The following is a 23,720-nucleotide window of genomic DNA, read 5'->3' on the forward strand; positions in this document are numbered from 1 at the left end:
CAAATTGCTGGGCTTTTTATTGTCTAGATATTGATATAACTCCTGCTAACCATACTCTGCTACATCACCGACACCGTATTCATCATCAACACATAAACCATTGAATTAACTTAATTTACAAAAAAGTGTATCAAATTGATTCAGAGTGTAAATAGTTAAAATAATTTAAACATTTGTTTAAATTAAGTTTTTTTTACTGGCTAGTTTATTTCACTAAAAATCTCGCTTAAGCAGTTGGTTTATATACTGTAAATCCATTGTTATTTAGATTACATTCCCATTATATTTTTGAGGTCAAAGTCACAATTTACCCTTTTTTATGACCTCTGCAGTTTAATATAAGAAGAATTATGAAAAATCATACTGCAAGCTATAAAACGAATAACCAAGAGTTCTTTTTCTCCCCTGACACCCCATTGGTTTCAAGTACTGATCCCAAGGGAATCATCACCCACTGTAATCAAGCATTTATCGACACCAGTGGCTATAGCCGCGAAGAACTGATTGGCCAGCCCCACAATATTGTCCGTCACCCTGATATGCCAGCCGCTGTTTTTGAGACCATGTGGAAAACACTTAAAGCGGGAAATGTGTGGATGGGCTTGGTTAAAAACCGTCGTAAGAATGGTGACTTTTACTGGGTAAGCGCATTTGTAACCCCGGTTTATGACGGTCATAACCTGGTTGGATATGAGTCAGTCAGAGTATGTGCTGAAACATCAGAGAAACAACGTGCAGCACAAACTTATCAGCGTATTTTAGCGGGGAAAGCCGCTACACCTAAAACAACCCAATTAGGTTATAGCTTACAGAAATTATTACCCATCTTAGTCCCTGGACTCGTATTACTGGGCTTGTTTGCTTGGCAAGCTAATACATTTGCCATCACTGCAACCTTATTGATGCTAATACTTAGTAGCATCTGGAGTCTTCATCAACAAGGGCAGCATTGGCAGTCATTGCTCAATATCAGCCCTAAATCATTTGCTGATGCTACTGTAGCCCAAACTTACTTTGATGATGTTGGTGTCAGCGCTCAGGCTAAGCTTGCCTTTATTAGCGAAATGGCAAGGTGTCGCACCGCACTCACTCGTATCAATGAATCAGTGACAGGATTGAGTGATATTTCAGCTATCAGTAAAACTCAAGTGTCTGTGACTCAAACGTCAGTTGAACAACAAGGTCTAGCAACCCAACAAATAGCCTCTGCCATTACTGAAATGTCACAAGCAATTCAAGAAGTGGCTCAAAAGATAGAAGAAAATGCTCACAGTGCAGAAAATGCCATTCAGTACGTTGATAAAGGCGGCGACTTAGCGAATGAATCACTGGCATCAATTCATCAGTTAAGTCACACCGTCGACAGTATCGCGGTCACCGTTAAAGAGCTTGCAGATTCAACTGAACAAATCGGTCAAGCTGCCAACCTTATTTCATCGATTGCCGATCAAACTAACCTGCTGGCATTAAATGCGGCCATCGAAGCAGCTAGAGCTGGCGAGCAAGGTCGAGGTTTTAGTGTCGTTGCAGATGAAGTCCGCGCGTTAGCATTAAAGACTCGAGAATCGACCGATCAAATTCATGCTGTAATTAAGCAACTCTCAGCCCGAACTAATAGCGCCGTTGAAATGTCGACCCAAGGTGAACTAGCAGCTAAACACGGTGTTGAAGTGGTGGAAAATACTCGTAATGCCTTGAGTGAAATTAAAGATGCTGTAGGTAGCATTACCGACATGACGTTTCAAATGTCCTCAGCCGTTGAAGAGCAAAGTGCGGTTGCTGAGCATATCAACCAGCAAATCATCGATATTGCCGATGGCGCAACTGATACCGCAAATGCGGCCAACCAGTCATTAACAGCCAGTGAATCCCTTGAAAATACCATCGGGGTGTTTCACTCGTTAATCAGACGCTTTCGCTTATAGCCCTCTAGCAATGTAAATAGTCAACCCTAGTGAGAAAGTGCTGCTTTGGCGGCCTTTCTCACCCCCCTTTCCCCAATCCAACCTTCAGCGCTAGCACTATTATTAGTGAGTCGTTATAATCCTCCACTCATTATCAGTCTCATCTTTATTACGCTAGGAGCTATTTTTGGCACACACTTACATTCCATTAGATGCATACAAACGCAAGTGGATCTTTAACCATAAAGATTTACCCGTGTTAGATACAGATAAAGCATTAATCAAACCGCTCACCGACAAAAGTGCGATGACAGTTTGGAATCAATGGATCAGTAATAAGTGTAACCGAGCTGAATTATTCTCTAAAGGTGACTGGGCGGCTAAGCAAGATGCTTGGAAACATACTGAACATTGGCAATCGGCTTGGGATTCAGATGACAATACCCTGCTAGAACCTATCGCTGAATATATCGATTGGGCTGACGATACTCAAGTGTTCTTCTGCTATGAAAAATACCAAATTATTGAAACAACTTGGGCTGTGTTTGCCCGTAATTGGAAAGCATTTTTGTTTTTTGATGACGGTCCAATCCTGATTGCTCCCAAGAAAAAACAAGCAATCATGTTCGAACAAAATGGACAATACAAGCTAGGGATGCGCAGCTAAAAACCAATAAGCCAGGTTTACTCAATGATCTCGACAGAGCATTTTAAATGTTCGTCGAGTTCAACATCGACCTGACTGATACGAAAATAATAAATGAGTCCCCTATGAAAGCATTTTCAACAATCGCTCTAACCGCAGTTTTACTGACCCCAACACTTGCTGAAGCTAAAACCGTTTCTGGTGTTGAGTTAGCTGATAATCTCACTATTGCCGAGCAATCACTTGCGTTAAATGGCGCTGGTGTTCGCAGTAAATTCTTTATGGATTTATATGTTGGTAGCTTATACGTTGCAACACCAGCAACAGATTTAACCGCCGTATTAGCTCAACCAACAGCAGTTGTTCGCCTTAATATTACCTCAGGTATGATCACCTCAGATAAAATGGTCGATGCCATTAATGAAGGTTTTGATAGCGCGACTGACGGCAATACCACTTCAATAGACAAAAACATAGAACAATTTATGGGTCTATTTACTGAAGAGGTCAGCAAAGGCGATCAATTTACCTTTGTCACCCATAAAGGCGCTGGCGTGACAAGTTTTAAAAATGGCGTTGAGCAGGCCACTATTGAAGGCGAAGCGTTTAGACAAGCACTACTAAAAATTTGGTTAGGCGACGACCCTGCGCAAAAAAGCTTACGTAAAAATATGCTGGCTCAATAACCTTGGCAGCAAAAAGCTTATAGCAATAAAAAAGCGACCTGATGGTCGCTTTTTTTGGTCTGTCGTTAGCAATGAGCTTTTAATCAATGATAAACAAGCGCGGTATTTCTTTTCCAAAATATTCCCAATCGACCAAATTAAACCTGTTATGTTTAATGGCATTCATGAAATTAAAAAAGAACTGTTTTAAGAGAACATCATCTTCAGTAAGTACCGAAATTTTAATACTATACCCACCAACAATCATAATAATTGAAAATGATTCTTCGCCAAGTACACCGTAATCAATTCCATTAATATCGTAAACAAAATAGCTGTCTCGCACTCGACTAGCCTTTTTAAGGATCAATGTCTGCATATTTTCTATCCAATTAATATCAACGATACGCTTAAAGCTCTCCTCATCCACAATTTTGTCGCATTGAAGGATTGATGGGGTTAATTCATATCCTTTACGAATAACGTCATGAACAGTATTTTGATAGAAAGCCTCTAGTTGTTTAAATTCTTCCTCAGTTAAGTAATGAGTAAGTGTTGGATCAACTTGGATGCCGTTAAACTCATTAAGTGTTTTCAATCCAGACTTATTTAAACTGATCATAAACACTATAGATTTTTCTTCAGAGCCGAAAAATACATCCTCACCAAAATCTTCTAATTCAGAAAATGATGTTATATCGACTATGGGAAGTATCGCGTTATTAAATTTAACCCCGAATGGCAAAGCCCCTTCAGTTGGCTCCCATTGATTCTTTGACCAAGTTAATTCAGCCTGCTTAGACGATATGAGATTAATGATGGGTTCACAAAAATTTGAAAATGACAGTTCTTTCGAAAACGTTAGCTCCTTAGAAAAGGTGTTAAACGAAGTCGCCAAGATTAAAATACAAATCCATTTGAACATTGAAATTCCTAGTAGGTAACAATTGATAATACTTTACACAGGATTTAAAAATAAATATCAAAAAGCGATCTGATGGTCGCTTCTTTTGGTTTGTCATTAGCAATGAGATTAGAACATGCTCAATCAGCTATGCTCAGTCCCTAAACAATGAAATTTATCGATTAAAACTTAATATCAAACGCTAAACCAACAGCGAGTTGATTATCAATTTCGTCAGTAACATCAGGTTCGCTGAGTTCCATTTCACTATTAAAGAAGTATCCGCCATAAGCATTAATAGTGGCTTTTTTACTGATATTCCAGCCAGCACGAGCAAAGGTAACCCACTCTTCCATTTCAATAGTCTGTTCGTTATCAGATATTAAGAAGCGCTCTGAACGGCGTGAGGTTCCCAATCCAAAATCCCACTTCTCGTTAAATTTATAAGATAGCTCTAGACCTGCTGGGCCACTGAAGCCTGCTTGGAACGGGTTGCCCAAGGTAAGTTTGTCGGTAATTTTCCAGCGAACGGCCAAATATGGCACAGTTTTAACTTCAGAAATATCATTCAGGTAAGCCACACCAAAACCCAGCATGTTGCCCGACTCAAAACGGTACATAGCCGAACCCACTACACCATAACTTTGCGCATCTGACGATGAAGCGGTATTAGCATAAGAGTATTGCAGCTTTGGCGCGACCATAAACATCCAACTGTTATTTGGACGGTAAATAAGTGATAAGCCAGCACTGTATTTATTGATTGAGCTCCATGGCGCAACCTGATCATTAAGTAGACCTGAGTCCACATTTTTAAAACCATAATCTAGATTATCGTAGCCAATATTGGCACCTATCATCCACTGTTTGTTGATAGGCATAGAGCCGGATAACTTTAAGCGCCAAACATCACGCTGTAACTCGGTGTTTGTATCGCCTATCTGCGCAGCTTCAGTTGAGGTTCGCGATACATGAAATTTAAAAGGAGAGTAATCGTAAGCAGCCGCGTTAGGCGACAAACATGCAGCAGATATAACCGCAGCTTTTAAAACGCTAGCTTTGGCTATATTTTTAGCAGACGTGATCCCTTGCAACGGATTGAACAAGTGTGGAATAACTTTCATTAACTGCATCCTTTCTCATTATTATTGTGTTTGAATTAACCAAGATATATTCATAACTCCTATACCCAGAGTATTTCAATTTGGATCACATTTTCAATATTTTATGAGATATTACACAGTTTTTATTACCGCAGACAAACACTATCGAAATCTTTTTTATTTACGGTGGGCATTTAAAAATATTGTCACAGTTTCTTCAATGTAAGCCTGTCGACTAACGAGTAGCGCTTCAACATCAATACCTAGCTCTAAACGCAGTTTTAATTCGCCAAATAACATTAAACATAAACGGACTGAACTGTCATGAGGGTTAGCAAAATAAAACTCCCCCTGTTGATTTACTTTCTCTAGATAATCGCTGAACAAACCTAATACATGCTTAGGACCAGCTTCATAATACAGTTTTGATAATTCGGGGTGGGTTTCCGCATGGGCTAAACAGGTTTTAAACACAGCTAATACTTCATCACTGACAATGAGTTCACCAAACTGCTGGGCAAACATTCTGATGGTTTGCTCGGCATTTGTGGCGTCATCGAGTAAATTTCCGGTTAATTGGTGCACGACGCACTTAGATTCTATGGCTGCAACAAATAATTCATCTTTTGAACCAAAATGGGAATAAACGGTTTGCTTAGACACACCCGCTTTTTTAGCCACTAAATCCATACTGGTGTTAGGAAATCCTTGAACACAAAACAGTTCTATTGATGCAGTTAAAATCTGCGCGCGTTTTTGTTCGCTACGCGTCATTGGGGCGCTATGTTGGCAGAGCGTTGAATTAGTTGCGCTTTTATTCATGTAGTTAGTCATCTTTTTCTTAGGCAGCTATTTGATGCTGATTGGTCACTTTAAGCCTTTGCAAGTTACAGCTCTTTAACACTCAATAACATTAAATCACAAATTGGACTGGACAGTCTAGTTTTATACAAATAGACTTAATACTAAATAGACTAGACAGTCTAGTTCATATCTTGAGCATCACATGATGTTAAGTGCAGGTCAATATTATCTAAATTGATTTGCCAAGGAAGTTGCATAGCAATAGGAATGTTCACCATGAAAACAGCAGCGCGTTCTTTTAATCTCCCTAGAACTTTATTTAGCTTGAGTGCTGGTATCGTACTCTTAAGTGCTTGTAGCAAAGATGAAGTCCAACCCACTGCGCAAGTTGCTGTGCCTAATGTCATTACTCAACCGCTTAGTTTTAACAACAGTTATCAACACCAACAGAGATATACGGGAACGGTTCGCTCCGCCGACACGACAGGTGTTGGCTTTGAATTAGCAGGAAAACTAAGTGATATCATCGTCGACAGTGGTGATACTGTGGTTAAGGGTCAAACATTGGCGATGCTCAATACCCAATTATTACAAGCAGAGCAACAGCAACTTAACGCTTCACTGTTGCAAACCAAAGCAGACTTAGATTTAGCCCAAAGCAACTTAGCACGCTCTATTGAGTTGAAAAAACAGCAATACGTTTCAGAGCAACAATTTGATGAAACCCAGCAGCAAGTCGCCAGCCTACAAGCCAATCAAAAACGGCTCGAAGCCTCACTATACGCAACTGAGCTTAAGCTCGAAAAATCTGTTTTAGTCGCCCCATTTGATGGCACCATCAGTAAACGTCACCACAATTTAGGCGAAGTTATCACGCTCGGCAGTCCAGTATTTACCTTAATTGGTAATAGCCAACAACAAGCTTATATCGGCGTCCCTAACACTGTTGCGCAAACGCTCAGCACCAATCAGCAAGTCAATATCTTAATAGACAAAACGGTTTACCAAGGGATCGTTGCAGGTATTAGCGCTGAAATTGATGCGGTAACTCGTACCGTGCAGCTGCGGATTGACCTTCCAAGTAACCAACAAGTGATTAATGGCGAAATTGCCTATCTTGAATATCAACAACAAATCACTGACGCAGGTTACTGGGTACCTATTTCATCTTTAACCGATGGGGTTCGTGGTTTATGGAATGTATTTGTCGTCACTAAAAGTGATGATGGCTTAGCCCGTATTGAGCGCCGAGATGTTGATATCCTGTATACCACTGAGCAGCAAGCTTATATCAATGGCGCGATTAATAAAGATGATGTGATTGTGACTCAAGGCTTACATAAACTGGTCGTTGGCCAACAAGTTAATCCCACTTCGACGGCTGTGGCGAGGTCATTATGATTAAGGCCTTTGTTGAAAATGGTAGACTAGCCAGCTTAATGATTGCGCTGTTGCTAGTTGCTGGTTTAGGGGCAATTAGCAGTTTACCTCGCACTGAAGATCCTACTATTACTAACCGCTTTGCCTCGGTTGTCACTCAATACCCTGGTGCATCAGCTGAGCGAGTCGAAGCCTTAGTCACCGAAGTACTTGAAAACCAACTGCGCCGTTTAGAAGAGTTAAAGCTGGTGCAATCAACTTCTCGCCCCGGTATTTCGGTTATTCAACTTGAATTAAAAGACACGGTTATCGATACCGCGCCAGTATGGTCTAGAGCGCGAGACCTGATTTCTGACAGTAAATTTGAACTGCCAGCATCAGCGCAAAATAGCTTACTCGACGATCAAACTGGTTACGCTAATACTGCAATATTGGGCTTAGTCTGGAAAAGCGATACGCCTATTCGCACCGATGTACTAAACCGCTATGCAAAAGAGTTACAAAGCAAGTTACGAATTTTAAACGGCACTGATTTTGTCAAACTATCAGGTACCCCTGATGAAGAAATTTTGGTTGAACTCGATGGCAATAAAATCAGCCAATTGAAATTAACCCCCGCGAGTATCGCATCGATATTATCTAATGCCGACAGTAAAATTTCAGCAGGTGAAATCAATAACGCCTCCTTTAAAGCACTGATTGAAGTATCAGGTGAATTAGATTCAATCACCCGAGTCAGCGAAGTGCCCCTAAAAATAGACACCAATGGTCAAATTATTCGCCTTGGTGATGTGGCCAATGTGAGCCGTCAGCCTAAAACACCTGCCACCAGCATTGCCCTAATCAATGGCAAATCAGGGGTACTCGTTTCAGCTCGTATGATTGAAGATAATCGCGTCGATAAATGGCAAGCCCAAGTCAGCCAAGTGGTCGATGATTTCAGTGCTAACCTCCCCGCCAACATTGAAGTGCAATGGCTATTCGATCAACAAGGCTATACCAGCGTCCGCCTAGGCGACTTGGTCATTAACCTTATCCAAGGTTTTCTGATTATTTTGTTTGTATTGATGCTTACCTTAGGTTTGCGTAATGCCGTTATTGTGGCGCTTTCATTGCCCTTAACAGCATTATTCACCCTCGCCTGCATGAAATACACCGGCTTACCTATCCACCAAATGTCAGTAACAGGCTTAGTGGTGGCATTAGGGATCATGGTGGATAACGCGATTGTGATTGTCGATGCTATTGCTCAGCGCCGTAAACAAGGGTTAACTAAACTAGAAGCGGTCAGCAAAACCATCAATCATTTATGGCTACCATTAGCAGGGTCTACCATAACCACTATGCTGGCATTTGCGCCGATTGTGTTAATGCCAGGTGCTGCTGGTGAATTTGTTGGCGGCATTGCGATATCAGTGATGTTTGCCTTATTAGGCTCATACCTGATTTCTCATACCATTATTGCAGGCCTTGCGGGTCGATTTAGCCAAGACAATGCATCTATGGCTTGGTATCAAAAAGGCATGGAGTTCCCTCGCCTAAGCCACGCCTTTAAAACCAGCTTACGTTTTGGCTTACAACGTCCATTAATGACCGCGCTGCTCATCGGAGTTTTACCTTTGGTGGGCTTTTGGGCTTCAACTAAAATGACTGAGCAGTTCTTTCCGCCTTCTGACAGAGACATGTTTCAAATAGAGGTCTATCTTGCCCCTCATGTGAGTTTAGATAACACCTTAAAACAGGTAAAACATATTGACGAACGCTTAGAGTCTATTAGCGATGTTGAAATGATCACTTGGGTTGTGGGCGGCAATATCCCTTCGTTTTACTACAACTTAACCCAGCGTCAGCAAGGTGCTACTAATTACGCTCAAGCCATGGTCAAAGTCACTGACTTTGATGCCGCTAATCGCCTGATTTTATCCTTGCAGCAAGAATTTGATGCTGATTTCCCCCAAGCACAAATCCTAGTGAGAAAGCTTGAACAAGGGCCACCGTTTAATGCACCAGTGGAGTTACGTATTTACGGACCATCCCTTGATACCTTGAACCAATTAGGTGAACAAGCTCGTGGCTTACTAATGCAAACTGAGGATGTTATTCATACTCGTGCCACATTAAGCGCTGGCTCACCCAAGGTCTGGTTACAAATTAATGAAGATGCCAGCTTAATGAGTGGCTTAAGCCTTACCGATATCGCTAAGCAAATTGAAATGGCAACCACGGGTATCATAGGAGGTAGCATACTTGAGCAAACTGAATCACTGCCAGTGCGAGTCCGATTAGCCGATACATCACGTGAGGAAGCGACTCGTTTAGCAGAGCTTAATTTAGTTTCCAGTCAGGGCGATACAATTCCACTTTCTGCCATCTCCCATAACGAGATAAATGTCAGTCGCGGTGGGATCCCACGTCGAAACGGTGAGCGAGTCAATACCATTGAAGCCTATATCGTCAGTGGTGTACTTCCTGGAAAAGTGCTCAATGACGTCAAAGATAAACTTGAGCAAATCGAGCTTCCGTCAGGTTACCATTTAGAAATTGGTGGCGAGAGTGCTAAACGCGATGAAGCAGTGGGTAACTTACTGTCCAATATTGTCGTGGTGGTGACTTTATTACTGGCAACAGTAGTACTGTCCTTTAACTCGTTCAGACTGACCGCCATTATCTTACTCAGTGCATTTCAATCTGCGGGTTTAGGCTTGTTAGCCGTATACTTATTTGGCTACCCATTTGGCTTTACGGTGATCATTGGGTTACTAGGGCTTATGGGACTGGCAATTAACGCCGCTATTGTCATTTTGGCAGAGCTTGAAGATGTGCCAGAAGCCAGACTAGGTAACACCCAAACCATCATTGAATTAGTTAGTGGCTGTGGCAGACACATTGGTTCGACCACGATAACCACTATCGGTGGCTTCCTGCCTTTAATTATTGCAGGCGGTGGATTCTGGCCACCATTTGCTATTGCCATTGCTGGCGGCACATTGCTGACAACCATGTTATCGCTAATTTGGGTGCCGACAATGTATCTTATTTTAATGAAGAAAAAATCACAGAAATCTGAAATATTGTCGCCCGTAGAAGTTTAATATATTCAACTAGTAATACTCTAAAAACGACGCATTAATGCGTCGTTTTTTGCTTTAGCATTGCCAATTTCAAATTCACGAATTTACTCAATCTAAACATGATCATAATCAAATGAATTCGGAGTCATATCCTCTAGATTGTAGTTATCCTTTTTTCGGAACTTATCACATGAACTATCGAAGTTGGTCAATAACAAAACAAATAACGTACTTTTCGCTAGCGCTTACCGTTCTGGTATTCAGTATCATTTCTTCCGTATCTTACCTGAGCTCATCTAATGTATTAAAAGACAAAGCCATTGATTCGATGAACGAGCAAATGCAAAGCAATGCTGCACTTATCGAACTGCAATATGTCAGCCTGTTAAACCTTGCTCGTCGCAATGCCGATATTCTTCGCGCAATGTATCCTGGTGATTTTCATAAACCCGATCGTAGTGTCAGAATTTACAGCACCCAAACACCCTCCCTTGTTCACGAAAATGCCCAAATTAATGCCACTAAAAGTAAAGTCGATCGCTTTTCAAACTTAACAGGCGGTACTGCCACCATCTTTGTTAAAGACGGCGATGATTTTTTAAGGATCTCAACCTCACTTAAAAAAGCTGATGGCTCACGAGCGCTAGTCACCTACTTAGGCCAAAGCCACCCCGGATATCAAACATTGCTAAAGGGTGAAACCTACGAAGGTTATGCCAAGCTATTCGGTAAGGATTACATGACGGTTTATCGTCCGATAAAAAGTAATACTGGCGAAGTCATTGGTATTTTATATATCGGTTTCGACATTACCGAGTCGATCACTGAACTACAGAAAACCATCAACAACTTGACTGTCGAAGAGTCTGGTTTTTACATGCTGGTCAGAAACAGCGACAAACGCTTAATATCGCACCCAAGATTTAATGTGGGCGAAGAACTTAACCCAGAAATTTTAAATGGCTTAGATGCCAATAAAGTACTCGGTCAGCACTTCAGTTATGAATACAGTAGCAATCAACAAAAAACCATGTTTGCTAATAGTATTAATATTCCCGGTTGGAACTGGACTCTAATTGGTTTAACTGAAGCGGCTGAACTTAACAATGAAAGTATGCAATTGCTCTACATCACTGCAGGTGTTGCTGCCTTAGGGATCATTTTAATCAGTGGTTTATTGGCAATGTCACAAGTTAAAGCAATGGCGCCTCTTCTGGTTTTGCAGCAACAGCTTGAGGCATTAGGTAAAGGTGACTTATCCCAACGCTTTGAAGTAAGAGACCCCCATAGTAAGAATGAAATAGATCAAATCACCGCTAGTGCAGCAGACATGTCAGCTAACTTAAAAGACTTAATTGATTCGCTGCAGCACTCAGTAGAAACCTTGGAATCTCAGGCTCAAAAAGCTCAAGAAATGGCAAGGCAAAACGGTGACGAGTCAGAATCACTCATGATGCAAACTAACCAAATTGCTACCGCTATTGAAGAAATGTCTGCATCTATTCGCGATGTCGCCAGTCATTCAAACGAAGGAGCGGCGAAGAGTCAGCAAGTCGATGAATCATCTCGCAGTGGACATCAACAACTCACAGCTGTTGTTGAGTCCTTAAATTCTCTTAAAACTCAGCTTAATGAGAGCCAAGCCAACATAGAAAATGTCAGCAAAAAGAGCGAAGCCATTAATCAGGTGACCGAAGTGATTAACAGTATTGCTGAGCAAACTAATTTACTCGCCCTTAATGCCGCCATTGAAGCCGCTCGTGCTGGTGAGCAAGGTCGTGGCTTTGCCGTGGTCGCCGACGAAGTCCGCTCCCTTGCCCAGCGAACTCAAAGCTCCATATCTGAGATCAGCAAAACCATCGGCCAACTACAATCTCAAGTAAAAAGTACGGCTCAGCAAATGGAAGACAGCCACAAATTAGGGACTTTCTCTGCCGAGCAAGGTATGGAAACAAGCGAGCAATTAAGCCAAATCACAGATAGCATTGGCGAACTAGCAACCTTCACCAGTAGCATAGCCAGCGCGACTGAGCAGCAAAGTGCTGTAGCAGACGAAATCACCCGCAACTTGCACCAAATATCGTCTCTTGCCAATGAAGGCCAAGAGCGTGCAGGAGAAACCGTTGAGGTTGCTGACGGCTTAACAGAATTGGCTGGAGAGCTAAAAACCAAGATTAATTTCTTCAAGGTGTAGAATAGACTTAAATAGTGTTAAACAAATAATTGAAATAAAAGGCTACTAAGTCAGGTCTTTATATGGGCATGAACGTTTAAGTTCATGCCCTTTTTTATTCTATGATTTATCCAGCAACATTTTTGCAAGCTATGTTTATATAAGCTGTTTTTCATAACTAGTATTTTTATAAGTAGCTTTTTATAAGTAACTTTTTATAACTAATAAGACCATCACGACCAAGTGAACAATAAATAGGAACAACATGAAAAAACGTACAATAGCCACATTGATTTCAACCCATGCACTTGTGCTTGCCATTGGCTTTGGTGCAGGTATTTATGCCCTTCCTATTCTTACCGCACCTGATGCACCGAGTATTGAGCAGGTTCAGTCAGTCGACACTCAGCAGCGTTTTACAGCCGAATTTAGTCGTGATTTAAAAGACAGTGATGCCTTACATTGGGGCGAAGGCAAAGTCACAATTGGTGATGAGTTTATTACCCTTAACGGCAAGCTATCACCTGGGCCAGATTTTAAAGTGTATTTAGCTAAAGAGTTTGTCGAAACCGAAGCCGACTTTAATCGCTTAAAATCAGAAATGGTTCAGGTTGCCGACGTCAAAACCTTCGATAACTTTTTAGTGCCGATCACCACAGATGTGAATGTCGCCGATTACAACACCATCATTATTTGGTGCGAAAGCTTTGGTCAATTTATTACTGCGGCACAGTATCAGCAGTTAACGCAATCATAAGGCTAAGATAAACTAATAACGCCCCCACAAGGCTATATACTCAATGCCTCTTATATCAATAGCTTCATCTGCAACATATTTTTCTTAGCCAATAAAAAACCCTGCACTATGGCAGGGTTTTAAGTGTTAGCGTAAACGACTAATTACTTGTCAGAATCTGCTTCGTTGATTCTGTCTAAGTTTTCAGTGTTCTCAAGCCAAAGCGCATTAATGATGCCAAAAGCACAGGCAAGTAATACACCTAGTATCCAAGAGAAATACCACATAATGGCTCCTTAATTAATAAAGTGATGTTTTGTTCTTTTCGATGAACTCACGGTTCAAGCGACCAAACATCTTCAAGTAAGTCCAGATTGTGTAACTTAGTACAATAGGTACAAAGATAATCGCAGCCCAAGTCATCACATTAAGGGTAATCTCACTCGCAGTAGCATCCCACATCGTTAAGCTCACATTCGGGTCTAAAGAAGATGGCATGATGAATGGGAACATTGCTGCGCCACAAGTCAAAATGATACCTGCAATAGCTAATGAGCTAAACAAGAATGCAAAACCACTACGATTAACACGACTTGCTAGTATCACTAATACTGGCATAAGTAGACCCAATACAGGGAATAACATAGTCAGTGGGTACTTGTCGTAGTTAGCTAACCAAGCGCCAGCTTCAACCGCAACGGTTTTAGTTGTTGGGTTTGAAGGACCAGCAGTGTCGATAGCTGAAGTAATTACGTAACCGTCAATACCGTTAACTAACCAAACACCTGCAATAGCGAATAACACAGCAACTAAAAGACCTGTAATTTGCGCTGCTTTAGCTGCGCGAACACGTAGCTCACCTTCAGTCTTCATTTGTAGCCAAGATGCACCTTGCATCACGAACATAAATGCTGCAATTAAGCCTGCTAATAAACCGAATGGGTTTAGTAAGCCTATTAAGCCACCGTGGTATGTTGCACGTAAGAACTGATCAAAATCAAATGGAACGCCTTGGAGTAAGTTACCAAACGCAACACCGATAATCAGCGGTGGTACGAAGCCACCGATACATAACGCATAATCCCACGACTTACGCCATCTTGGGTCTTCAATTTTAGAGCGGTAATCAAAGCCAACTGGACGTAGGAATAAGGCAAACAGTACCAACATCATAGCCACGTAGAAGCCAGAGAAAGATACGCCATAAACCATAGGCCATGCAGCAAACAGTGCACCACCAGCAGTAATTAACCAAACTTGGTTACCATCCCAGTGCGGGGCAATAGTATTGATCATAATACGGCGGTCAGTATCGTCTTTACCAATCACTGGTAATAACGCACCAACACCCATATCAAAACCGTCTGTTACAGAGAACCCAATTAGCAATACGCCAATCAGAGCCCACCAGATAAATCTTAGTATTTCATAATCAAACATAATCAGGTCCTCAGATTAAGCATCTTGGTTTTCAAAATGATATCTACCTGTCTTAAGGCTTGATGGGCCTAGACGAGCAAACTTAAACATTAAGAACAATTCAATCACTAATAGAATCGAGTAGAACACAGTGATAGAAATGATACTGAACCACAGATCCGAAGTCGTTAGACTTGAAGCTGACATGAAGGTCGGAAGCACTTCTGAAATGGTCCAAGGTTGACGACCGTATTCAGCCACAAACCAACCACATTCAATTGCAATCCACGGTAGTGGCAAGCTGTATAGCGCCGCTTTTAATACCCATGGCTTCTCTTCAATCTTATGACGCGTGCTCTGCCAGAATGCTGCAGCAAACACGAATAGCATAATCACACCAGCACCAACCATGACACGGAATGACCAGAACATTGGCGCTACGTTAGGAATAGAATCCTTGGCAGCAGCTTTGATTTGTTCTTCAGTCGCATCAACTACGTTTTCAGTGTAACGCTTAAGCAATAAGCCGTAACCTAAGTCACCTTTTGTTGCTTCAAAGTTTGCACGCAGTTCAGGACTTTCATCGCCAGCTTTTAGCTGTTCAAGGTAAGAATACGCAATCATACCATTACGAATACGTATTTCGTGCTCGTCGATTAAGTCAATGATACCTGTCACTTCTTCATCGATAGAACGCGTTGCAATGATACCCATTGCATAAGGGATCTTAATCGCGAAGTCAGTTTCCATCTTCTCTTGATTCGGGAAACCTACAGCAGTAAATGCTGCTGGAGCTGGCTCAGTGTGCCACTCAGCTTCAATCGCTGCTAACTTAACACGTTGTACTTCACCCACTTTATAACCTGATTCGTCACCTAGTACGATAACTGACAGGATAGACGCCATACCAAAACTTGCTGCAATCGCGAATGAGCGACGCGCAAACGGTAAGTCACGACCTTTAAGGATGTAGTAAGAACTAATCGCTAGAACGAACATAGCACCGGCAACATAACCAGATGCAACGGTATGAACGAACTTAACTTGCGCAACAGGGTTAAATACCACTTCAGCGAAGCTAGTCATTTCCATACGCATTGTTTCGTAGTTAAATACAGAACCTACTGGGTTTTGCATCCAACCGTTAGCAACTAGAATCCATAACGCTGACATATTAGAAGCAATGGCCACTAACCAAGTTACTGCTAAATGCTGACGTTTACTGAATCGATCCCAACCAAAGAAGAACATACCAACCAGAGTCGACTCTAGGAAGAATGCCATTAAGCCTTCAATTGCTAATGGTGCGCCAAAAATATCACCCACATAATGTGAGAAATAAGCCCAGTTAGTACCGAACTGGAATTCCATTGCTAAACCGGTGGTCACACCTAAAGCAAAGTTAATCCCGAATAATTTACCCCAGAATTTAGTCATATCTTTATAGATCTGGTTATCAGTCATCACATATAGTGATTCCATGATCGCCAGAATAAAGGCTAAACCTAGTGTTAGCGGTACAAACAGAAAGTGATACATGGCTGTAAGCGCGAACTGCAATCGTGACAGCTCTACAACCTCTTCAATAATCATTGGTGACTCCTTACTCGGTACATCCAATTGTCATGATGATTCCCATCAATCACAACAAGTGCCATTGCAGGAAAAAATTTATTTAAAACTAATGCTTCATTTAACATGTTGGTACAATGTTAACAAAGCGCTTTTATATCATTCTACGTAAAACTCAATTTAGCCAGATAAAACACAAATAATGTGAGACTCGCATCACACTTAACCACATTGTGTGATAAAGATCGTGACTGTCATTATTTACTTTTTTAATAGCCATTTAAATTCAGTAACTTACAGCAAAACACAAATGCTGTAGACCTTTAATTTATACCACCGAAATTTGACCTCAATCAACAAAACAGCCTATAAAAATGATGTTTTTTGCGGGTTTTGAGCAGAGGTGCAAACTACCACCTTTTGTAAATTGACCAGCATAAAATACTGTGCTAGGAAATTGTTTACATTTTTGTAAAATCACTAAATCTAAACTATCTAAATCTAATAAAAACACTCTCAAACCCAAAAAATAACTTTTTACATAAAAGCAATAGATTTACTAAACCGTAAAAACCAAAAGTAAAAACGCAAACTACTAATTAATAACGACTAAAAAGTAAATTACATTCATTATAAATACAGAAATATCTAAAATGGATTAGTTTTAATAATGATAAAGATTAATTTTATTCGTTTGAGCTAATTTTTGAACAGAATTAGAATATGTCCTGTGTTGAGAGTAGGCCGATTGGACTTGAACAAAATGGACTTCAAGTTACATCCCCAACTCTACTAATTTTGAATATTACAGAGTGGAGATTTAGAACATGACTAAATTATTTGAGCGTTTCATCAACAGCTACAAAAAAGTATTTGTTGAAATGTACCAAGCGTACTAAACAGGATTTTATTGTTGCTAACGTTTGTGTCTTACCTATTTGACACCCGAGAGCAGCAATACAACGGAAGATAGTTTGAGTATGCAATTGCTTGCTAATTCTATTAGACGTTAACCTTGATGTTTTGTTAGCGCAAAACAGCTCTTGTCGCTCACTTGCAACATAGAGCATTGACTAGCCCTTTAGAGTTTCGATTCTAAGGGGCTTTTTAATGCCATTTTCACTGTCTTTTTATCTAAAGCTTTTTTATATCTAAATTAAAGTATTCAAACATACGTTTGATATTGAGATTTTGATCAGTTTCGGCATACAAAATGATTCGAGTTAAGCTGACTCGAGTTGAGTTGAGTTGAGTTGAGTTGAGTTGAGCAGGCGAAGTGGTGTTTCATATTGTCATACTCACCTAATTTTCCCGTTTACTCCCATTTAAATTGAATAATAAAAAGCCAAAACGTTTTAACTTTAAATTTTTAGACAACATATTTTCTCTGTTGATTTAATCTTATCAATCACTTAAGTTAGTCGACTTACTACATAGACATCAAAAACAGTTTAATCACAGACATGGAGTTCACGTGATAAAATATTTTCTACTAGTTACCTTCTTATTCTCTTCCTTCAGCGCTCAAGCAAACAATTTAATTAACGATGATCGCATCAGTAATCAAACAGATTGCTTTAGTTCTATTTTTGCTGAATACGATACTTGGCATAAATTCATGGAAGAAAAATATCGAAAGAAGATAAGAATCGAACAAAAATTCAATAAAGCACTATCACAATTTAACGCTACTTTTAGCCAAGACGATTTCAATCACTTTAAAGCGAATTTATCCTGTAGCACATTTAGTTATTGGGTAAATAACACCGAAGTAATGGGCTACGTCATAAAGCCCAGAGTATCTGACACTAAGTTACCCGTTTTAGTTTATAACCGTGGTGGTAACGGAAATTTTGGCAGCGTCGTCTTTGGCGCAATGATGTACGGACTATTTCCGATTGTAGAGCAAGGCTTTGTCATCATAGGCAGTCAATATCGTGGAGTTCACGTTAAGCAGCCAAGTGCAAAAGATGAGTTTGGCGGAAAAGATGTGAATGATGTTATTGCCCTACTCGAATTTATCCCAAATATTGAAGGCGCTGATCCGCAGCGTATTGGCATGTACGGTGGCAGTCGCGGTGGCATGCAAACACACTTAGCAATGAAGAAAACTAACCAAATCAAAGCTATTGCTACGATTGCAGGTGTATCAGATTTACAACAAGGGTTAATAGAACGCCCAGAAATGGAAAATGTATATAAGAAACGTATTCCTTATTATGAAATCAAAAAAGATGCCGAGTTATCGAAACGCTCAGTTATCAACTGGGCCAGCAATTTATCACCCCATGTGCCTATTTTATTGATCCACGGCACCGAAGATAAACGTGTGGCAGCAAGCCAATCTGTCGTACTTGCTGACGCATTAACCAAATATGATATTCCCCATAAACTGGTGCTTTATCCTGATAACCATTATTTGAGAAACAGCAGAGAAAAGGTCAATTTGGAATTAGTGGATTGGTTTCAAAAGTATCTTTAGACACGGAATTATGACTCCTGCTCAAAAGGGAGTTAGTTGTAGTTAGCCACATTCTCTAAACTTCGTTTGGATTAAGGTCGTGGCGCTTCGCCCACACCTGATTCTGATATCTGGATTTAATCCTGAATTTCCAAACTTCGTTTGGATTAACATCGTGGGTTATCCACCCACACCCGACCAAAAGGGTATCAACAGCAATACCCTCTATACTCCCTGTAAAAGAATTAGGCCCTGCCGCCCCTAACGAAAAATGCTGAAAAACGCATGTTTTCAATGGTGATAGATCCAACTTTCAACGTCGCTTGTAGACTGCTTCGGCCTTATTCGAAATTGCTAACGCTTCCGATGGTGCATCCCTGCACCGCGAAAGCTAGCCTGACGTCCTGTCAGGCTCACGCTATTTTCTTCAACGACCTCAATTCAAATGGTGCCTTTTAGATTTGTATTTTTTATCTTTTAATTGCCACGAATAAAGTCAAATCGAAGAGATAATAATCCCGGTGTAGATGCGGCAGCGAGCTTCCAAAACATGGATGTTTTGGCAGAGCTTACATGGACGTACTTGCAGCGTCTCGCAGTTGTATCTGCACATAAGCCTGCGGCACGCAATGGGTTAGATTAAAGTGATGATCTTAAGTAATTGAGCCAATACTGATTAAGTTCAAAGCTAATGCTGGTAACACGTTTTTGCTCCATTATTAGTTACAGCATTCGGCAGCTATTGATTTCTAGATTTGAATAAAAATCTAAATTCAAAGTCTAGGTCAACGTCTAAATCAAAGTCGTGGCGCTTCACCCATTCTTTTGTAAAGAGCAGACTAAAAGGGAGTGAAGTGCGACTCCCTCTATATTCTCTATTAAAGAATTAGCCCCACAGCTCCGGCGAAAAAGCTAAAAGCGTATATTTCAACATGGATTGAGCCAGTTTCAGACTTCACCTTTAGCGCCTTCGGTTATTATCGAAGAGACAATAATCCCAGTGTAGATGCGTTCAAGACCTTCTAAAATATGGATAGAAATGTCTTACATTCCAGCAACAGGCAAAACAATTTGCGGCGAAGGATCTTGATGCTGTTTACCACCGATCCTCGAGCTGTAAGCTGAAACTAACGTTGAAAGAACTTTTTTTGATCGGTAATCTGCATCATCAACATAGAACCAATAACCACGATGTTGGATTCTGTAAATGGAGAGCGGCTGTTCTTTTGAAACCGCAATATTTATTGGTAATTTTACACTCGAACGTGAACTTTCTCCCTTTTTAGATACAATCCCAATATGGGGAGCAGGAATAGTCACACTTTCCGAAGCTAGTTCGAGCATACCTTCAACACTACGAGGGGCAAGCCAAAGGGTGTTTGTTTGCATACCGTAGGGCTGTGGTTCCGCTTCACTTGTTGATCTCATTGGGTAGAGTTTTTCTCCAGGAGTAAGCCCTAACGTATTAAGGTACTCTGCGACCTCTTCGTTGTGTGGCTTAGGGACAACTAAACCAACCCCCATATGCTTACTCGCAATGTAAACCTCATTATCTCCCGCATCATAAAAGTAAAGGTCATTCATAGCTGCTAAGGTGTAATCAAACCCGCTGATTTTGTCTTTTTTGATTGACTCATGCCTTGGATAGAATTCTCTAAAGTGCTCTACTGTCGCTCCGCTATTGATTAAACCGAGCAAAGCAGAAAGTTGATTTTGGTAATGCTTTCCAGCTTCCCCTTGTCGATCTGGTTTGCTATTAACAGCACCTAATACAAGCCCCATATCCGCAGTGCTTAGCTCTCCCCAATGATAGAATTGGGCAATAGCTTCTTCCGTGCTAATTGGTGTACCAAGTGATTTATCAAATGCGGCATCAGATAAAGGTGTATAAGTTAATGTTGGTGTATCACTATAACCAATATTTCCGACAATAGAGGCATCTGAAGTTGCTATACCATTAACAGTTGCCCCTGTATTAACAGAGAACTGAGCATTAATACTGGTAATATTAATAAACTGGATTGGATCGTAGTACCGAATGCGGACAATATTTTTTAACACTTCACGTGTTTGAGTTAATTGCACAGCATCATTATATCCTTCATGACTAGCAACTAATTTATTCGGGCCTATGCTGGTACATGCGAACAACAGTGAAGATAAAGCTATTGCAGCTATTCTTTTAAATCTATGAGTAATACTTTTGATCGAAGTCATGGATAAACCTTTAAGAAATCGCAGCCCTTTCAGGCTGCTATAAGATTAAGAAAATTGTTGTTTTACTTCTATTCGGGCATCGAATAATGGGGAATATTTAGGATTATCCTGAACACGGTTCACAACACGCTTTTCATAGTCGCCAATCATAGGAAACGGTGTGGTATCGACGAAGCGATTAATCACGTTCATTGTGATCCGACATACATCATTGTCCCAATGATTCTCTAAAGCTGAACTAATCCAAGTAATTGACCCTGTACTAAACATTGCGCCTCCTCTCGCAGTTTCAAAAAACACTACGGAAGCTTTAGCCCATTGAGTTATTGCGCAGTCTTTCTCTTCATAGGTTATGCTCACTGGTACACTAGAAATCTTCACATGTTCAATCGTTTTCATAAGTGGTGTCGAATCAGCTAGGTGTAATGCATGCCTTGGAGCACCATTGCCAGCATTGAAACGATCAATTTCAAAACCTGCACAGCCTCCACGTACCTTATCAATACCGTAGGTACCAAAGTGAACACCTTCTTTACAGCCTGAAAATATCCATTTAGCTCTTGGGTTTTCTGCATCAGGAAGTTTTTTCATAGAACTGGAACCATTAAAAATCATGCCAGCCATCTCATTACCAAAAGTGACCCCTGTATTACGCCCTGCTTCAATCATTAACCCGCCGCGTCTACCATCAGTTAAATAACGCTCAGCTGTTGGAGCAAAGTTACGACTTTCCATAACTCCTGGCAGTGTCGGGTGTGTTCCTACTGACCAAAACCAGCCATTTCCCCCGGTATACACAAATCGACCACCATGTTCTTGATATGATTCGACTGCATCAAACATCTGAGCGGTAACATACTCAGGGTGAGAAGCGCTCACAACACACTTATATTGCTTTAACAACTCAGGGTCATTATCTATCAATTCATCTGTAATAATGTCGTGCTCAATATTAAAGTGCTCCAGCATTGCTGTTATATGAGTGTCTTGGACAAAGTTATATGCAAAACCGCCTGGTTTCATGTGTATATCAGGGCGTTTTCGAGAGCCATAAATGTAATAAAGACCATCAGCATGCTGATTGTAAACACATCCAGTGCCGAACTCTGGATTAGCTCTAAGAAAATCAAGATCACTATCATTAAAGTTATGACCTGGATAGTTTTTCTTAGCTGTAACCCCGAGCGTGATATTTGAATACGCTAAATAGTTATATTCAGACATCCAAACAGCAAGTTTCGCCTGTGGCTTTCCTTTTGCTGCGGCAACAAAGAAAGTAATGTACTCAATAAAATCTCCCTGTCTTAGGCGTGCAGCATAAACTCCAGATTTAAGGTTATTAGGAATTTTATAACTGAATGAACGCTTCCACTCTGCATCGTATAAGTCATCAGCATTAAATTTAATCGCATTAAACTCTTGTGGGTTTTCATTGACGTTAATAGAGCCTTTACTAAAACAACCTCTAATTGCTAACTCTGGTAAATTATGTATGGTCCCTAAATTCATTGGATTGATGACATCGACAATTCGGTGACCTTCTGCCATTGAAAAATCGAAATGGGTACTTGCTTTTATCGTGCTATTTTCCAGCATTAAGCTTTCAATATCTTTCTGCTGAAGTGCTCTATCAACAAATTTGACATCTTGAACACGACCATTAAATACTGAGTGGGGTTTATCTCTTTTATGACCTCCCCCTTTACGTGTTGCACCTATACGTAATGGGCCATCATGATAGATTCTGCAGTAATCCGTTACTTTCGCCCATCGCGCAGTGAACTTATCGGCCGCACTAAATGGCGTTTCTAGCATAAATAGGCTAAATGAACCTGAAGTCCCATCATAACTTAATGCCACATAAGACCAATCAAACGTGTTTAGTTTTAAATCTATTATTTTTTCATAACCTTCTGAAATAAATACCAGTTGATTTTTCTCATTCAGTTGAAGTGCCCAACCGGTATTATTTAAATCATCACGACGAGATACTACCGTTTGACGTTTGATTTTGTGCCCAATATTTAAAGAAGGTGGATGGAAAGGATCTATGTTTTCAAGATCAGGGGCTTTGTAAGTTTCTGGGTCAAAAGTTGGATAAATGTAAGCTCCAACAGTGAAAGACCCCTGCGGTAATATAGGGTTTTGAACTTCAATATATGAACCAAGTTCAAGCTCTTGCTTTACTCCTGGGTAGCGACCATCGAATGATGAAGCAACTGTATCGACTCTAAACATATCCCGGTAACGAGTCACGGCATCTCCATTGATCACTTTAACCAAGTCAGCAATAAAACCCTCACCAGTAAAATCAGATACGTAAAAATCAATTTTATCACCAGGGCGAACACTAAGTTCGGAGCTGTAACCCAGTAAAGTTCGCGGGCTTATGTTTGCATCTGAAACAGAAGCTGTTTTATATTGAGTATCATTCCCCCATGCGAATGCCTTAGGTGCAAATGCTGCTGCTGCTCCAACTGCTGCACCAGCCAGAAAACCACGGCGACTTGTCATAAATTTAGATGTCATATTATCTCCAACCATTTAATTCATTAACTATTTATTAGAACCGGCCCATTGAATTGAGCGCTGAACTAGATATGGGTCAAGCTTAATGATTGAGTGATATTCACACCAGTCACCAGGTGTAGTAAAATACTTACAC

Annotated in this window: 16 protein-coding genes; 8 read left to right on the plus strand and 8 right to left on the minus strand. The window is 40.7% G+C overall.

Features of this window, described 5'->3' with window-relative positions:
- The first annotated feature begins 350 nt into the window (after positions 1-350).
- From FNZ24_RS10155 to FNZ24_RS10165, 3 genes are all read left to right on the plus strand, one after another.
- Positions 351-1,925, plus strand: a complete 1,575-nt coding sequence (locus FNZ24_RS10155; protein ID WP_153914374.1) for a methyl-accepting chemotaxis protein — start codon at positions 351-353, stop codon at positions 1,923-1,925.
- Positions 1,926-2,091: 166 nt separating this feature from the next.
- Positions 2,092-2,571, plus strand: coding sequence for a DUF2947 domain-containing protein (locus tag FNZ24_RS10160; RefSeq protein ID WP_153914375.1), 480 nt, complete (start codon positions 2,092-2,094; stop codon positions 2,569-2,571).
- 104 nt (positions 2,572-2,675) lie between these two features.
- Positions 2,676-3,236 (plus strand): chalcone isomerase family protein, encoded by a 561-nt coding sequence (locus FNZ24_RS10165; protein WP_153914376.1) that lies wholly within the window; start codon positions 2,676-2,678, stop codon positions 3,234-3,236.
- Positions 3,237-3,315: 79 nt separating this feature from the next.
- On the opposite strand, the gene FNZ24_RS10170 is transcribed toward FNZ24_RS10165, so the two are convergent.
- From FNZ24_RS10170 to FNZ24_RS10180, 3 genes are all read right to left on the minus strand, one after another.
- Positions 3,316-4,140: a hypothetical protein gene (locus FNZ24_RS10170; RefSeq protein ID WP_153914377.1), complete on the minus strand. Its 825-nt coding sequence runs from the start codon at positions 4,138-4,140 to the stop codon at positions 3,316-3,318.
- A 161-nt stretch (positions 4,141-4,301) separates the two neighbouring features.
- Positions 4,302-5,243, minus strand: a complete 942-nt coding sequence (locus tag FNZ24_RS10175) for a DUF6268 family outer membrane beta-barrel protein (RefSeq protein ID WP_153914378.1) — start codon at positions 5,241-5,243, stop codon at positions 4,302-4,304.
- 156 nt (positions 5,244-5,399) lie between these two features.
- On the minus strand, positions 5,400-6,044 hold the full coding sequence (locus FNZ24_RS10180) for a TetR/AcrR family transcriptional regulator (RefSeq protein WP_153914379.1): 645 nt from the start codon (positions 6,042-6,044) through the stop codon (positions 5,400-5,402).
- Positions 6,045-6,302: 258 nt separating this feature from the next.
- On the opposite strand from FNZ24_RS10180, the gene FNZ24_RS10185 reads away from it, so the two are divergent.
- From FNZ24_RS10185 to FNZ24_RS10200, 4 genes are all read left to right on the plus strand, one after another.
- Positions 6,303-7,427 carry an efflux RND transporter periplasmic adaptor subunit gene (locus FNZ24_RS10185; RefSeq protein WP_153914380.1) on the plus strand — a complete coding sequence of 375 codons (1,125 nt, stop codon included), beginning with the start codon at positions 6,303-6,305 and terminating at the stop codon, positions 7,425-7,427.
- A complete protein-coding gene (locus FNZ24_RS10190) occupies positions 7,424-10,498 on the plus strand; it encodes an efflux RND transporter permease subunit (RefSeq protein WP_153914381.1) in 3,075 nt (1,024 codons plus the stop codon). The genes FNZ24_RS10185 and FNZ24_RS10190 overlap by 4 nt, the downstream gene beginning before the upstream one ends.
- 169 nt (positions 10,499-10,667) lie before the next feature.
- Positions 10,668-12,671 carry a methyl-accepting chemotaxis protein gene (locus tag FNZ24_RS10195; protein ID WP_153914382.1) on the plus strand — a complete coding sequence of 668 codons (2,004 nt, stop codon included), beginning with the start codon at positions 10,668-10,670 and terminating at the stop codon, positions 12,669-12,671.
- A 244-nt stretch (positions 12,672-12,915) separates the two neighbouring features.
- Positions 12,916-13,407 carry a DM13 domain-containing protein gene (locus FNZ24_RS10200; protein ID WP_153914383.1) on the plus strand — a complete coding sequence of 164 codons (492 nt, stop codon included), beginning with the start codon at positions 12,916-12,918 and terminating at the stop codon, positions 13,405-13,407.
- 143 nt (positions 13,408-13,550) lie between these two features.
- On the opposite strand, the gene cydX is transcribed toward FNZ24_RS10200, so the two are convergent.
- From cydX to FNZ24_RS10215, 3 genes are read right to left on the minus strand one after another with little or no spacing between them, the layout of a single operon-like run.
- Complete coding sequence (cydX, locus tag FNZ24_RS10205; protein WP_153914384.1) at positions 13,551-13,673, minus strand: cytochrome bd-I oxidase subunit CydX; 123 nt, start codon at positions 13,671-13,673, stop codon at positions 13,551-13,553.
- Positions 13,674-13,686: 13 nt separating this feature from the next.
- A complete protein-coding gene (gene cydB, locus FNZ24_RS10210; RefSeq protein WP_153914385.1) occupies positions 13,687-14,826 on the minus strand; it encodes a cytochrome d ubiquinol oxidase subunit II in 1,140 nt (379 codons plus the stop codon).
- Positions 14,827-14,841: 15 nt separating this feature from the next.
- Positions 14,842-16,398, minus strand: a complete 1,557-nt coding sequence (locus FNZ24_RS10215; RefSeq protein ID WP_153914386.1) for a cytochrome ubiquinol oxidase subunit I — start codon at positions 16,396-16,398, stop codon at positions 14,842-14,844.
- Between the two features lie 1,453 nt (positions 16,399-17,851).
- Here FNZ24_RS10215 and FNZ24_RS10220 point away from each other — a divergent pair.
- Positions 17,852-18,859: an alpha/beta hydrolase family protein gene (locus FNZ24_RS10220; RefSeq protein ID WP_153914387.1), complete on the plus strand. Its 1,008-nt coding sequence runs from the start codon at positions 17,852-17,854 to the stop codon at positions 18,857-18,859.
- A gap of 1,023 nt (positions 18,860-19,882) precedes the next feature.
- Here the strand turns inward: FNZ24_RS10220 and FNZ24_RS10225 are convergent.
- The gene (locus FNZ24_RS10225) at positions 19,883-21,055 is read right to left on the minus strand and encodes a hypothetical protein (protein WP_153914388.1); all 1,173 of its coding nucleotides are present in this window, start codon (positions 21,053-21,055) and stop codon (positions 19,883-19,885) included.
- Between the two features lie 45 nt (positions 21,056-21,100).
- The gene (locus tag FNZ24_RS10230; protein ID WP_194945034.1) at positions 21,101-23,584 is read right to left on the minus strand and encodes a N,N-dimethylformamidase beta subunit family domain-containing protein; all 2,484 of its coding nucleotides are present in this window, start codon (positions 23,582-23,584) and stop codon (positions 21,101-21,103) included.
- Positions 23,585-23,720 lie beyond the last annotated feature (136 nt).

Origin of the sequence: Shewanella sp. TC10 (assembly GCF_009663145.1) — a bacterium.
Classification (GTDB): domain Bacteria; phylum Pseudomonadota; class Gammaproteobacteria; order Enterobacterales; family Shewanellaceae; genus Shewanella.

What these genes read in the sequence shown, in the direction of transcription:
- FNZ24_RS10155 (WP_153914374.1), top strand. Translation starts at nt 351, where the DNA reads ATGAAAAATCATACTGCAAGCTATAAAACGAATAACCAAGAGTTCTTT.
- FNZ24_RS10165 (WP_153914376.1), top strand. Translation starts at nt 2,676, where the DNA reads ATGAAAGCATTTTCAACAATCGCTCTAACCGCAGTTTTACTGACCCCA.
- FNZ24_RS10170 (WP_153914377.1), bottom strand. Translation starts at nt 4,140, where the DNA reads ATGTTCAAATGGATTTGTATTTTAATCTTGGCGACTTCGTTTAACACC.
- FNZ24_RS10175 (WP_153914378.1), bottom strand. Translation starts at nt 5,243, where the DNA reads ATGAAAGTTATTCCACACTTGTTCAATCCGTTGCAAGGGATCACGTCT.
- FNZ24_RS10180 (WP_153914379.1), bottom strand. Translation starts at nt 6,044, where the DNA reads ATGAATAAAAGCGCAACTAATTCAACGCTCTGCCAACATAGCGCCCCA.
- FNZ24_RS10185 (WP_153914380.1), top strand. Translation starts at nt 6,303, where the DNA reads ATGAAAACAGCAGCGCGTTCTTTTAATCTCCCTAGAACTTTATTTAGC.
- FNZ24_RS10190 (WP_153914381.1), top strand. Translation starts at nt 7,424, where the DNA reads ATGATTAAGGCCTTTGTTGAAAATGGTAGACTAGCCAGCTTAATGATT.
- FNZ24_RS10195 (WP_153914382.1), top strand. Translation starts at nt 10,668, where the DNA reads ATGAACTATCGAAGTTGGTCAATAACAAAACAAATAACGTACTTTTCG.
- FNZ24_RS10200 (WP_153914383.1), top strand. Translation starts at nt 12,916, where the DNA reads ATGAAAAAACGTACAATAGCCACATTGATTTCAACCCATGCACTTGTG.
- cydX (WP_153914384.1), bottom strand. Translation starts at nt 13,673, where the DNA reads ATGTGGTATTTCTCTTGGATACTAGGTGTATTACTTGCCTGTGCTTTT.
- cydB (WP_153914385.1), bottom strand. Translation starts at nt 14,826, where the DNA reads ATGTTTGATTATGAAATACTAAGATTTATCTGGTGGGCTCTGATTGGC.
- FNZ24_RS10215 (WP_153914386.1), bottom strand. Translation starts at nt 16,398, where the DNA reads ATGATTATTGAAGAGGTTGTAGAGCTGTCACGATTGCAGTTCGCGCTT.
- FNZ24_RS10225 (WP_153914388.1), bottom strand. Translation starts at nt 21,055, where the DNA reads ATGACTTCGATCAAAAGTATTACTCATAGATTTAAAAGAATAGCTGCA.
- FNZ24_RS10230 (WP_194945034.1), bottom strand. Translation starts at nt 23,584, where the DNA reads ATGACATCTAAATTTATGACAAGTCGCCGTGGTTTTCTGGCTGGTGCA.